The sequence below is a fragment of the Erysipelothrix sp. HDW6A genome, assembly GCF_011400295.1.
GTDB lineage: Bacteria > Bacillota_I > Bacilli_A > Erysipelotrichales > Erysipelotrichaceae > Erysipelothrix.
Genome location: NZ_CP049859.1, coordinates 1977511 through 1991175, shown reverse-complemented (window position 1 = coordinate 1991175; position 13665 = coordinate 1977511). Strand labels below are relative to the sequence as shown.

14 protein-coding genes are annotated in these 13665 nt (G+C 35.6%); 12 read left to right on the top strand and 2 right to left on the bottom strand.

What is annotated here, in order from left to right; genetic code table 11:
- Positions 1-70: 70 nt before the first annotated feature.
- The 3 genes from G7059_RS10150 to G7059_RS10145 are packed head-to-tail and all read left to right on the top strand — an operon-like array spanning position 71 to position 2858.
- On the top strand, positions 71-1507 hold the full coding sequence (locus G7059_RS10150) for a glycoside hydrolase family 1 protein (protein ID WP_166081987.1): 1437 nt from the start codon (positions 71-73) through the stop codon (positions 1505-1507).
- A gap of 11 nt (positions 1508-1518) precedes the next feature.
- The gene (locus tag G7059_RS10430; RefSeq protein ID WP_205700215.1) at positions 1519-1998 is read left to right on the top strand and encodes a hypothetical protein; all 480 of its coding nucleotides are present in this window, start codon (positions 1519-1521) and stop codon (positions 1996-1998) included.
- The gene (locus tag G7059_RS10145) at positions 1971-2858 is read left to right on the top strand and encodes a PTS transporter subunit EIIC (RefSeq protein WP_205700214.1); all 888 of its coding nucleotides are present in this window, start codon (positions 1971-1973) and stop codon (positions 2856-2858) included. Before G7059_RS10430 ends, G7059_RS10145 begins: the two co-directional genes overlap by 28 nt.
- Positions 2859-2908: 50 nt before the next feature.
- On the opposite strand, the gene G7059_RS10140 is transcribed toward G7059_RS10145, so the two are convergent.
- Together G7059_RS10140 and G7059_RS10135 are read right to left on the bottom strand one after the other, a co-directional pair.
- Positions 2909-4360, bottom strand: coding sequence for a HAMP domain-containing sensor histidine kinase (locus G7059_RS10140; RefSeq protein WP_166081986.1), 1452 nt, complete (start codon positions 4358-4360; stop codon positions 2909-2911).
- The gene (locus G7059_RS10135; protein WP_166081985.1) at positions 4350-5039 is read right to left on the bottom strand and encodes a response regulator transcription factor; all 690 of its coding nucleotides are present in this window, start codon (positions 5037-5039) and stop codon (positions 4350-4352) included. The genes G7059_RS10140 and G7059_RS10135 overlap by 11 nt, the downstream gene beginning before the upstream one ends.
- Before the next feature lie 122 nt (positions 5040-5161).
- Between G7059_RS10135 and G7059_RS10130 the strand changes: the two genes are divergently transcribed.
- The 9 genes from G7059_RS10130 to G7059_RS10090 all read left to right on the top strand — a co-directional run bounded on the left by G7059_RS10130 (position 5162) and on the right by G7059_RS10090 (position 13664).
- Complete coding sequence (locus G7059_RS10130; RefSeq protein ID WP_166081984.1) at positions 5162-5485, top strand: hypothetical protein; 324 nt, start codon at positions 5162-5164, stop codon at positions 5483-5485.
- 141 nt (positions 5486-5626) lie between these two features.
- The gene (locus G7059_RS10125; RefSeq protein WP_166081983.1) at positions 5627-6205 is read left to right on the top strand and encodes a TetR/AcrR family transcriptional regulator; all 579 of its coding nucleotides are present in this window, start codon (positions 5627-5629) and stop codon (positions 6203-6205) included.
- A 117-nt stretch (positions 6206-6322) separates the two neighbouring features.
- The gene (locus tag G7059_RS10120) at positions 6323-6481 is read left to right on the top strand and encodes a hypothetical protein (protein WP_166081982.1); all 159 of its coding nucleotides are present in this window, start codon (positions 6323-6325) and stop codon (positions 6479-6481) included.
- Complete coding sequence (locus G7059_RS10115; RefSeq protein WP_166081981.1) at positions 6460-7551, top strand: PTS sugar transporter subunit IIC; 1092 nt, start codon at positions 6460-6462, stop codon at positions 7549-7551. Before G7059_RS10120 ends, G7059_RS10115 begins: the two co-directional genes overlap by 22 nt.
- Positions 7544-8377, top strand: coding sequence for a tyrosine-protein phosphatase (locus G7059_RS10110; RefSeq protein ID WP_166081980.1), 834 nt, complete (start codon positions 7544-7546; stop codon positions 8375-8377). Before G7059_RS10115 ends, G7059_RS10110 begins: the two co-directional genes overlap by 8 nt.
- A gap of 1 nt (position 8378) precedes the next feature.
- Complete coding sequence (locus tag G7059_RS10105; RefSeq protein WP_166081978.1) at positions 8379-9812, top strand: 6-phospho-beta-glucosidase; 1434 nt, start codon at positions 8379-8381, stop codon at positions 9810-9812.
- 108 nt (positions 9813-9920) lie between these two features.
- On the top strand, positions 9921-11135 hold the full coding sequence (locus tag G7059_RS10100; RefSeq protein WP_166081977.1) for an N-acetylglucosamine-6-phosphate deacetylase: 1215 nt from the start codon (positions 9921-9923) through the stop codon (positions 11133-11135).
- Positions 11122-11793 (top strand): deoxyribose-phosphate aldolase, encoded by a 672-nt coding sequence (gene deoC, locus G7059_RS10095; RefSeq protein WP_166081976.1) that lies wholly within the window; start codon positions 11122-11124, stop codon positions 11791-11793. The genes G7059_RS10100 and deoC overlap by 14 nt, the downstream gene beginning before the upstream one ends.
- 128 nt (positions 11794-11921) lie before the next feature.
- Positions 11922-13664 carry an NTP transferase domain-containing protein gene (locus tag G7059_RS10090; protein WP_166081975.1) on the top strand — a complete coding sequence of 581 codons (1743 nt, stop codon included), beginning with the start codon at positions 11922-11924 and terminating at the stop codon, positions 13662-13664.
- Position 13665: the final 1 nt, after the last annotated feature.

The window sequence follows — 13665 nt, the reverse complement described above, 5'->3', positions numbered from 1 at the left end:
ACCAATGTAAGTGTTTACACTGGTTTTTTTGTGTTCTATTATTAAGGTAGAAGATAAAGGAGATGATGTTATGTATCATTTTGTAAAAGATTCATTCCCGAAGGACTTTCTTTGGGGTTCAGCATCAGCAGCATATCAAGTTGAAGGTGCTTATGACGAAGATGGAAAAGGTCCATCAGTGTGGGATAATTTTTCAAAAATAGAAGGAAAAACGTTCAAGGGTAGTAATGGTGATGTAGCTGTTGATCATTATCATCGATATAAAGAAGATGTAAAGTTGATGGCTGAACAAGGATTAAAGGCTTATCGTTTCTCCGTTTCTTGGTCTCGTGTATTACCGAAAGGGCGAGGCGAGATAAATGAAAATGGACTTCAATTTTATAGTGATTTGGTTGATGAGCTACTGAAATATAATATTGAACCGATTGTTACTCTTTATCACTGGGATATTCCCCAAGCTTTACAGGACGAATATTTAGGATGGGAATCTCGCGAAGTAATTGATGACTTTACGAACTATTCAAAAATTCTATTTGATAAGCTAGGTGAACGTGTTAAATATTGGGTATCAATCAATGAACAAAATGTGTTTATTACGCACGGCTATATGATGGCTTCCCATCCTCCTGGAGTGAGTGATTTATCCCGTATGGCAAAGGCAAATCACATTGCAAACCTTGCGAACGCTTCTGTTATTAAAGCATTCCGTGAAGGTGGATATCAGGGCCAAATTGGACCAAGTTTTGCATATGGTCCTGCTTACGCACTAGACACACGACCTGAATCAGTATTGGCAAATGAAAATGTAAACGCAATTATGGCTGACCTCTGGATGGATGTCTATGCTTGGGGAAGATATCCTAAGTTTGTATTAAAACAATTTGGGAAAATGGGACTAGATTTCGATATTCGTGAAGGAGATGAAGAACTACTTAAAGCAGGAAAGCCTGACTTTATGGGACTAAATTACTATCAATCCTCTGTAGTTACAGACATGAAACTTGAAGAAAAACTCGAACAAAGCGGTCCGAACTATTCTGGTAAAAAAGGAACAGCTGGACAACAAGGACTCCCAGGACTCTTTAAATCTGCACCGAACGAGAATCTTGAAACAACAAACTGGGATTGGATTATTGATCCACAAGGCTTGAGAATTGCCATGAGACGCATTTCAAGTCGCTATGATCTACCAGTTCTTATTACTGAAAACGGTCTTGGTGAGTACGATAAACTTGAAGGTGATGAAATTCATGATGAGTACCGCATTGATTATATTAGAAAACATATCGAAGCAATTCAAGATGCAATCACTGATGGTGTGGAAGTATTAGGTTACTGTACGTGGAGCTTTACGGATCTATTAAGCTGGCTTAATGGTTATCAAAAACGTTATGGTTTCGTATATGTAGACCGTGATGAAACCGATGCGAAAGAACTAAAACGATATAAAAAAGATAGTTTTTATTGGTATAAGAAAGTTATTGAATCCAACGGAAATGAATTGTAGAGGAGGTAACTATGCAAGGATTGGAGAAGTTCTTAAATAAGTATTTAGGTCCGATTGCTAACTACATGGCAAATAACAAGTTCTTTGGAAGTCTATCAGAAGCATTCATGAGAACAACACCTGTTACAGTAGGTGCTGCCATGATAATGATTGTCGGTAATTTCCCTTATCAAGGATGGCTCGATTTTCTAAGCAACATAGGCTTAACCGATCATTTCAATGGTCTAGTAGCTGCAACTACGGGGATTATATCTCTCTTTATTGTATTTAATTTTTCGTATACTTATGCGAATAAATCAGATCAAGATGGTCTTTCTGCTGGATTAATATCACTAGCTTCTTTCTTTATCGTAATGCCTTCACTCAGAATGGGTGTTGATTATGAAATAGCAAGTACAGCACCAGAAATTTATACAGAAATTTTCCCAATGTTTGATGCGTTTTCTCAGTATTTTACCGGGGAATGGCTATATTTACAGCAATTATTGTAGCCTCCATTACTAGTTTCCTCTTTGTGAAAATGAATGAAAAGGGGCTGGGAATTAAGCTTCCCGAAAGTGTTCCATCAAATGTTTCCGCGTCACTAAGTCCATCAATCATTGCAACAATCATCTTCGTAATGTGGTTTATTATTCGTGTTGGTTTTTCCTATACACCATTTCACTCATTACAAAATATTGTAGGAATCTTTACATTACCACTACAGAATTTTGTGACGAATCCATTTACGATGATTATATTCTTTATGATTGCGAATATGTTGTGGTTCTTTGGAATTCATCCTAATATGCTTTACGGATTAATATTCCCAATGATGTTGGCTATTTTGCCTGAGAATATTGAAGCATTCAATGCCGGTAGACCCATACCACATCTATTGCTGATTGTAGTATATCTTGGTTCGGGAAATGCCTTTGGTGGACAGGGAGGTACCTACGGCTTCCTTATCTCCTCGTTTACTGCCAAATCAGAAAGGTATAAGTCATTGCGAAAACTCGCAATTGTACCATCTGTATTCAATATCAATGAGCCAATTATCTTCGGAGCACCAATCATGATGAACCCTGATTTCTTTATTCCTATGGTATTTGGTCAGGCAGTGATGTCTGCAGTTGGAATTGGATTAGTGTACGTATTAGGACTAACCCAAGTTAACCCAACAGCACAATTACCTTGGACAACTCCAGGTATTGTCCAGGCACTTATGACTGGAGGCTGGAAGTATGCGATTATTGCACTTTCTATGATTGTTGTAAACGCAGTGATATGGTATCCATTCTTTAGGATAGCTGATAATCGCGCGTATGCTGAAGAGCAAGAATACGATAGATTGCATAAAAAAATAGCTTAATATAATCAAAGCTCTTCCTTGCGGAAGAGCTTTTTAGTGGTTGAATTATATCATTGAAAGTGAATAATAAACGCTGTGCCTTTACCTAATTCACTCTCAACCTCAATAGTTATCTCATGTCTATTAGCAATTTGCTGTGCTATTGCTAATCCGATTCCATTACCTAGTGCATTATCGGTTCCTTCATCTTTATAGAAACGATTAAAGATATAAGGGAGTTCCTCTTTGGAGATACCTTTACCATGATCTTGAATTGTTAGGGTTTGATTGGTAAGTTTTAGTGAAACTGTACCAGACTCATCAGAAAACTTAATCGCATTATTTAAGATGATGGAAATCATTTGTCTTAGACGCACATAGTCTCCATAGAATACAGTAATTGACTCCTCAGATTCAAAAGTTACATTAATCGACTTTGCATTAGAAAGTGGTCTTGAAGAACGAATGGCATCATTTACTATGTCATTAATATTAACTGTTTCCATATTTAATGAGAAATCTGTAGTATTAAGTTTTGAATAATCAAGAAGATCATTAATTAGCTGGCTTAAATGTTTTACTTCATCCTGCATGACTGAAATCTGATTCTGTATCTGTTCTTGATTCACATCTGTTGCCGTATTCAAAGTCTCAAGAGTTCCACTTAATACAGTAACAGGAGTGCGGAGTTCATGGGAGATGTCTGCAAAAAATTCATTTCGCATATAATTCAATTTATCTCGTTCTGATTGTGCCATTTGGAGTTGCTTGGACAACTCATCAATAGAACTAGCGAGTTCACCAAGTTCATCATTTTGTTGAATGTTTGTTTGGGCAGTATAGTCTCCATCTTGAATACTCAATGATACATCTCGCATTTTCATAAGAGGTCTCACAAACCTTAGAGATAAGAAATAAGCAAGAAAAATTGAAATCAATAAGGCAATTAAAATATAGAGTGCAAGGAGCTGATAGCCTTGTTGAATCACGGAATCAATACTGGACAAAGGTGCATGGAGAAGAACAACTGCTGCAACACTAGTACCAGTATAAACAGGAACTCCCACACTGATTGATTCAGAGTTAAGTAGAGAACTAAAGCCTTCACTAAAGACAACATTGCCAAGGCTGGCATCGCGTATCATTTGCTCACCATCGCTTGGTAAATCATTAATGCTCAGGTTCCCATGCATATGACTTCGGCCGATCGTTTGAATATCTTTATCCACAATCCAAACTTCTCCACTCGTGACAGCTTCAAGAGACTCTAGATAGGTGGAAATTGTACGATTATTCATACCGTGTTTTCCAGACATATGTCCTCCTGTTGAATTTGTTGGTTCTAAGAGATACGAAGAAACTGATTGAGCAATCGTTTGGGCTCTTTCAAGTAAATCATCTCGTGCTTGCTCTTGTGTTGATTGCTTGAACATTGAAGAAAAACTAAAAGCAATAATTATCGCAAAGGATAAAAGACTTAAGGAAAAATATAAAAAGAGTTTTTGTGTTAGTTTATACTTCATGTTGATTCACCTCAAACTTATAGCCGACTCCCCAAACAGTTGCGACATTCCAGTTTTTGGTGTTGAAATCCGTAAGCTTAGCGCGAAGCCTTTTGATATGCGCATCAACAGTTCGAGAATCACCAAAGTAATCAATACCCCACACACTGTCTAATAAAAGATCACGAGTAAAGACTTGATTTGGGTGATTAGCGAGAGTCCATAATATTTCAATCTCTTTTTTAGTTAGAGAAACTGGTTTGCTATCAATTCGTACAGTGTAATCATCAAGGCTGATAAACAAATTAGAGTATTTCAAGCTGTTGTGAGTGTCTTGAGGATTCATTCTTCTTAATATAGCCTTGACTCGAGCATGCACTTCTTCAAGTAGAAATGGTTTAACGATGTAGTCATCAGCACCTATTTCTAAACCCATGATACGGTCATAATCTTCCCCACGAGCAGTTATCATTATAATAGGAACGTTGGAAGTTCTGCGAATTGTTTTACATACCTCAAAACCATCAATAAGAGGCATCATGACATCTAAAAGAATAATATCATAACCATTATTATCAAAATAATAGAGTGTCTCTTGTCCATCTCTGGCTTCATCAACGCGATAGCCTTCATTTCTAAAATAGTTCACAAGGATTTCTCTTATGTTATCGTTGTCATCACTTATTAAGATAGTTTTCATGAATATCACCTTTTCTATTGTAATCGTACCATAATTAATCTTTAGACTTGTGACAAAAAATGACATAAAGTCATAATTTTGTCATAAGTTATTGGTAAAGTAAGGTCAAAGGAGGAATAACCATGAAAAATAGAAAGTACTTAATCGCTCTTACTGCTGTATTTACTGGAATGGTGGTAATGCTATTAGCGTTGAATCCAATCAATGCAGCTTCTGATGACTATGGAGTGGGTAGTCGTAAAGGAAGGACTACTGATGAAGAAAGTTGGTATTGTGACCGTCTTGAGCGTGAGGTGAGTCGTGAGGAAGTTGAAGAACGAAGAGCTGCTAACCACGAGGAATGCCCACGTTATAATGAGAATGTTCAATCAGGTACTATGAAGGGTCACCACCAAGGACATGGTAATCAACAAGAAAGACACCATCATAGAAATAATGTTCAGTGATAGATACTAATCAATAAGTGTGATTAAAAGTCAGCGGGAAATAATCTGCTGGCTTTTATTGAATGTTTTCTAGAAGGAAAAGAAGGAGTTGGTTAATTAATCAATAAAATGATAAAATAAAAGTAAATGTGGGGTATCACTATGAAAAATTCAATTGATATAAAGAAACATGAAAGTAAAAAAATAATGTCTGAGAACCTCATAAAGATTGTATCAAAAGGGGCAGATATTAGGACAATTTCAATTAGTGACATCATAAAGGACAGTGGTGTCTCTAGAAGTAACTTTTATAATTATTTCAGTGACATTTATGCATTGTTAATGTGGACGTATGATCAGGAGCTTACGCTTCAATTTGATGATATGTATCATGTTGGCATGCATAGAGAGGCATTAAAATATATGTATCATAAAATATATAGTAAAAGAAACTTCTACTTAAATATCTATATTTATGACAAAGAACACTCTGTTGATAAATACTTTGAATCATTAATTTTTGATACTTATTGTTCGCAAGAAAGATTAAGAAAATATGATATTAATGGTAACAGATGGTTTGGGTCTAATCTTGCTGGAAAAGCAGTCGCAAATGTTTTTGGATTTACATTAAGAGAATGGATGGATTCAAGTTTTACGATTAGTACAGAAGATATTATTGACTTCTCTACCTTTATAAGAAATGTTAATTTGCATGATGTATTTAAAGGACATCGTTGATATATAGTTAGAAAAAATAACACAGGAAAGATATTGCAATAAAGACTGACAATAACAATAATTTGTCAGTCTTAATTCAACTTGAATACCCTTACAATTGGGTCAAGGAGGATTATTATGAAAAATATAATCAAAAATTTAGATGGTGTTATGATAAAATTTCAAAACAATATCTACATTAGGGCTATATCTCAGGGTATGATGGGAATTATGCCAGTATCATTAATTGGGGGGATCTGTGGAATATTGGGGCAATGCCATTTCCTGATGTTCTGAAAAATGGACTTAATTTAATGGCATTAATGACAGCCAGTGTTATTTCATTATATGTTGTTGCTTCTGTATCTGGGGCTTTAGCAAAAATTAAAGAACAAGATACAGTTTCAACAATAATACTGTCAATCTTGATGTTCTTATTAGTTACACCTTTTACAAAAGATGACAAAGGAGTGCTTGCATTAAGTACTGGATATCTAGGAAATAAAGGGATGTTTTTGGCAATAATTGTAGGACTTCTTGCACCTCAAATTTATTACTTTTTCTTACAAGGAAAGTTGTTTAAAATCAAATTTCCAGACAGTGTTCCTGAAACAATTAAACAGATGTTTAATTCTATTATTCCGTACCTAGTGACTGTACTGATATTTGTAGGAATAAATCTATCGTTTTCTCAAACATCGTTTGGAAATATTCATGACTTAGTATATTCTCTACTACAAGCTCCTCTAGCAAATTTAGGAAATAGTATTTGGTCGGTTTATGCGCTTGTTTTACTTGCTGAATTGTTCTGGTTTTTTGGAATACACGGATCAATGGTAACAAACGTATTTTTGACGGCACTATTTAGTACTCAAGCTACAGCAAATCTAGAGGCTTTAGCTAGTGGTCAACCAATACCATATATAATTAGTACGTCTTTTATTGGAGCGTTTAAAGGACCACGTGCTTTAGCATTAGCAATAGTTCTATTATTCTTCTGTAAAAGTCGACACTTTAAATCAGTTGGTAAGCTATCAATTATTCCAAGTTTCTTTTCAATTTCTGAACCTATGAAATTCGGAATTCCAATGGTTATGAATCCATATTTGCTAATTCCAATGTCATTAGCACCAGTTGTTTCAATTGCTATTGCTTATGGAGCAACATTAATCGGTTTCATGAATCCAGTTTCAGCAAATGTTGTTCAGATAATTCCACCTGTTATTTCTGGGGTAATGGCTGCGGGTTGGCAAGGTGCAGTAGTACAGATAATTCAACTAGTTGCAGTCATAGCGCTGTATCTTCCATTTGTTAAACGCATTGATACTATTGAATACAATAAAGAGTTAGAGTCAAATCATGTTTAGTGTGCTGAATGAGATTAAACTTACTGGAATACGAAATTTCAGAGGACTAGGTGGTATTAGTACTAAAGATGGATATGTGGTAAAGAATAACCTGATTTTTAGATCTCAGGCATTAACCAACTTATCGGAAGAGGATATTAATCTATTAGAACAAGTTGGAATAAAATCGGTAGTTGATTTTCGATCATTAGAAGAGGTGGAAGCTGCACCGGACGATATTATTAAGGGTGCAGTTTACTATAACATTACACCAAATGCAATGGTGGCTAAAGAAGCTGCAAAAGATTCAAACGATAAAGTAAATAATAATATTTTAAAAGAAATCCCCGATGAAATGAAGCACTTTCTAGATAACCCAGATCAACTGTTAATCGGTGAAATGAAGCGCTTTGTTAGTGGTGATGATGCAATAATGGTCTATAAGAAATTCATTCATATGTTTAAGGATAAGTCGAACCTACCAATAATTTTCCACTGTCGTGGTGGAAAAGATAGAGCTGGATTTGCTGCGATGTTAATTCTACTTGCACTGGGTGTGTCAAAAGAAGCAATCATAGAAGAGTATTTATTAACAGAGCAATTGAATAAAGAAAATAATATTCTTAAAATGGCGCGATATGAAGAAAAGTATAAAGACAAGAAAATCTTAGAATTACGGAAATCACTAATGAGTGCAAAAGAGAGTTACATTCTTGCGGCTTTTGAGGAAATAGAACAGAAATACCAATCAATTGAAAATTACTTAGAAAAAGTACTAGATCTAACAAGCGATAATCTAAACCAAATTAGAGAAAACTGTCTAATTGACTATAGAAAAGAGGTGTAATATGTCGGGATTTCCAAAGGATTTCTTATGGGGTGGCGCAACTGCTGCAAACCAATGTGAAGGTGCCTACGATTTGGGAGGAAGAGGTCTTGCTAATGTAGATTTTATTCCTCATGGTGTTGATCGATTTCCTGTAATGATGGGAACAAAACAGATGCTTGAATTTGAAAGCACTCACTATTACCCTGCTAAAGAAGGCATCGATATGTATCATCGCTATAAAGAAGATATTGCTTTGTTTGCTGAAATGGGTTTTAAAGTTTATCGCTTATCTATTGCTTGGAGTCGTATTTTTCCAAAAGGAGATGAACTTCACCCAAATGAAGAAGGTCTAAAGTATTATGAAGACTTATTCAAAGAGTGTAGAAAATATGGTATTGAACCCTTAGTTACAATTACACATTTTGATTGTCCAATACATTTATCAATTGAATATGGTGGATGGAAAAATCGCAAGTTGATTGATTTATACAAACGATTAGTAACTGTTCTATTTACACGATATAAAGATTTGGTGAAGTATTGGTTAACTTTTAACGAAATAAATATAATCATGTTTGCACCTTTTATGGGTGCTGGCTTACTAATTGATAATGAAGAAACGAAAGAACAAGATCAATACTTAGCAGTTCATCATGAACTAGTAGCATCAGCATGGGCAACAAAAATTGCACATGAAATTAATCCGGAAAATATGGTAGGCTGTATGTTAGCTGCAGGAGCAAATTATCCATATAGTTGCCGTCCGGAGGATGTATTTAAAGCAATGCAAAACGAACGTCAGAATTATTTCTTTATTGATGTACAAAGTCGGGGATACTATCCTACGTATATATTAAAGGAATTTGAACGGAAAAATATCTCAATTAACATTAGCGATGAAGATAGGGAAATATTGAGGGAAAACACAGTGGATTTTGTTTCGTTTTCTTATTATTCATCACGTGTCACTGCTACAGATCCAGAAATATTAAGCAAAGAAACATCTGGGAATATGTTTAGTGGCATCAAGAATCCGTACCTTGAAGAAAGTGAATGGGGATGGCAGATTGATCCGTTAGGTCTAAGAACTACTTTAAACAACTTATATGATAGATACCAAAAGCCATTATTTATCGTTGAAAATGGACTTGGTGCAATAGATACGCCAAATGAAGATGGTTCTATTAATGATGATTACAGAATCGAATACTTACGAGCTCATGTCAAAGCAATGAGAGATGCGATTGAAATAGATGGTGTCGATTTAATTGGTTACACTCCTTGGGGGTGTATCGACCTAGTCTCGGCCTCAACAGGAGAGATGAGTAAACGATATGGATTTATTTACGTAGACCGTGATGATTTTGGTAATGGAACATTATCCAGAACTAAGAAAAAGAGCTTTGAATGGTATAAAAAAGTTATCGCTACTAATGGTAATGATTTAGAATAGTTTTAAACAGTAATTTGAAAGACTCTATTAACATAAATGGAGTCTTTTTTAACATCATTATTTTTGTATATACAACTGTGTTATAATGTCACTAAGGGGAATAGTACGATGTTTATTAAATCAAATAATATAATTTGGGATTCCTCGATTCGTGATGGTATCTTAGAATTTCAGGATGGAATTATTACCGATCTACATCATGAGGTAAAAGGTGATGTTATTGATTATGGTGATGCTTTTATTATGCCTGGACTTATAGATATTCATAATCACGGATACGGGGGTTGGTCCTTTACGGGAACTTCTTCGCTTGAGGATCTACACTTGCTTAAGATGCGCTACCTCTCAGAAGGCGTTACATCTGTTCTGGCAACCGCAAGTCCTTACGCATTTGATACAATCAGTGAATCGGTAAAAGATAAACGAGGTTGTGAGATTGTTGGGATTCATATGGAAGGCCCTTTCTTAAATCCTGAGCAATATGGGGCAGCACCACCAGATACACCTTTCCCAAAACCAAGTATAGAACGTTTAGAAAGCATCCTTAAAAGAAGTAAAGGAATGCTCAAGGTAGTGACTCTTGCGCCTGAGATGGAAGGGGCGACGGCAGTAATTGAACGTTTAAAACAAGAAGGCGTGAAGGTGGCCGTAGGACATTCAAATGTTAGTTACGAACAGCTCAGTAATCTTGAATCTCCTGTTGATCTTATGACACACCTTGGTAACGCAATGTCTGGAGTTCACCATCGTAATATGGGAGCACTTGGATATGGATTACTAGAGGATGTTACGGTTGAAGTTATTGCAGATGGACTTCATTTACACAAACCAATGCTTGATTTAATTTTTAAGACAAAGGATATTGATGAAATTATCTTAATATCTGATACTGTTGGATTGGCAGGGTGTAAGCCAGGATATTATCGACTACCTACAGGTGATGTGACAATGACAGAAGATGGAATTGTCATTAATGAACATGGACGACTTAGTGGAAGTAGTAAACCATTACGTTACGATTTGAACTACTTATATCAAAATCTAAAGATATCACCGGTTGATTTAGCACAAATGGCATCAGGGAATCCAGCACGATTCTTAGGTTTGGAAGATCGTGGAGTTTTACGAAAAGGAAAACGTGCCGATTGTGTTGTCTTTAGTGACATATTTGAAGTCATTGCTGTGTATAAAGAAGGTATATGTGTTTATACTCATGATACAGAAATTGTAAGAGAGAATCCAAAACTTGCAGAATACATAAAAGACTCAGAATTTTTAAATTTCTATGGAATCGAAAAGGAGATAGATTATGATAACACGTAAAGAGTTAGCGAAAATGATTGACCACACTTTGCTTAAGGCAGATGCAAATAATGCAATGTTTGATGTGCTTTGTGAAGAAGCGAAAACATATGGATTTAAAATGGTTGCGATAAACTCGTCACCAGTTGCATATTGTAGTGATAAGCTTAAAGGTACGGGAGTTAATGTGGGTGCAGCAATAGGATTCCCCTTAGGACAGACTACAATCTCAACGAAGGTCTTTGAAACAGAAGATGCAATCCGCAATGGCGCAAATGAGATTGATTATGTCATCAACATTCGTGAGTTAAAAAATGGAAATTTAGAATATGTTAGAAAAGAAATGGAAGCCATTGTATCAGTTTGTCGAGCTCAAAGTGTTACCAGTAAAGTAATCCTAGAGACATGTTATTTAAGTGATGAGGAAAAACGCGCAGTATGCGAAATCGCTGTACAGGTAAAACCTGATTTCGTGAAAACATCGACTGGATTTGGCACCGATGGTGCACGCCTTGAAGACATAAGGTTGATGAAAGAAGTAGTCGGCGATTCTGTAGCGATTAAAGCAGCTGGTGGAATCCGTGATTTAGAAACAGCACTTCAAATGATTGAGGCAGGAGCAAGTAGGATTGGTACAAGTTCAGGGATTGCCATCGTTGAAGCATTATTAGAACCATAATATATAGAGGAATCTCGTCTAGTACGTTGATTCCTTTTTTTGTAAAGTATACAATGTCTCATTTTGACAGTCATCTAAGCTAAGCGTATTATTATAAGTAAGAAATCATGTGGAAAGGGGCATTAATAATGAACAAACGAGATTGGATTGTTTTAGCACTCATAAACAATAATAATACAGATTTAAATAATCTTATTGAAAAAAGCACGTACTCCAAAGCTTTATTCAATGAATCACTTGCGAAACTTGTTGATTATGGTTATTTGGACAGCAAGTATCAAATTACGAGTAAAACCAAGGAATATCTTCAGGAATCAAAACCAGAGCGAGCTATTATTTTAGCTGCTGGGATGGGTCTACGAATGACTCCGATTGATAAAATCCCTAAAGCAATGCTCTTGGTCAATGATGAACCAGTAATCGAACGAACGATAAAACAACTCCATGAAGTGGGGATTAAAGAAATCTACATCGTAGTTGGATATCTTATGGAACAGTTTGAATATCTTATTGATAAATATAATGTAGAGCTAATTTATGATCACGAATATGAGCTGAAAGATTCCTTATATTCCTTAAGTCTTGCTTCCGATAAACTAAAAAATGCCTATATTGTACCGAGTAGTGTATGGTTTTCAAGGAATCCATTCAATATTAATGAATACTTCTCATGGTATGGCGTGTCAGAATATATTGAGAACGACAGTATCGTACGACTAAACCGTGACATGGAACTTATCTATTGTGGTGATGAAGAAGGTGGTAACGCCATGACGGGTGTTGCGTATCTCTTTGGAGAAAAAGCAATCAAAGTTCAAGAGAATCTAGATTCATTTAGTACCATGAGTAAATATAACAGAGAGTCTTGGGAACAAACACTCTTTGAGAATAATAAAATGTTTGTGTATGGAAGACTCATGTTAGGTCAGTCTGCCTACCAAATTAAGAAGTACGAACAACTTCGTGAATTAGACAGTCAATCACGAGACCTTAAGTCAAAACGAATCAATTATATTAGTGAGATGTTTGGTGTTGGTAAGTCAGAAATAACGAATATCTCAGGTCTTTTTGAAGGCATGACCAACCGTCATATGCGTTTTTCAGTAAACGGTACAAAGTATCTGTTAAGAGTTCCTGGTGAAGGAAGCAATGAAATTATTGATAGATTCCAGGAAGCAGAAGTATATTCTGTTCTTAAAGGAAAAGACATTAGTGATAAAATTATAGTAATGACTCCAGAAAAAGGGTATAAGATCACAGAGTTCTGGGATAAGGCACGTGTGTGTAATCATACGGATTGGGAGGATGTTACCCGATCAATTAAACATTTAAGAAAGCTTCATGATATGAACTTGCAAGTAAATCATAGTTTTGACTTAAGAGATCGTATTCAGCATTACGAAACACTTAGAGCAAGTGAGTCTTCATTTATGGATTATGAAGAAATACGAGAGAAGGTGATGGAACTTTTAGATTTCTTGGATACCTTACCTAAAGAGCAGACACTCTGTCACATTGATTCTGCAAGTGTGAACTTCTTGTTTGTAGAGGATGACATTCACTTAATAGATTGGGAATATGCAGCCATGTGTGACCCACATATTGATGTAGCGATGTTCTGCATCTATGCCGATTACAATCAGGATGAAATTGATAAAGCTATCGGTATTTATTTTGATCAAGAGGTAAGTGAAGAGTCCCGTATTAAAGTCTATAGTTATGTAGCAGTCAGTGGCTTCTTATGGTCTATATGGAGCGAGTATAAGGCTAATATGGGCGTTGATTTTGGTGATTACACCATTAAACAGTATCGATATGCAAAAGAGTTTTATAAACATGTTATGAAACTTAGAGAGGAAGGGATGCATTAAT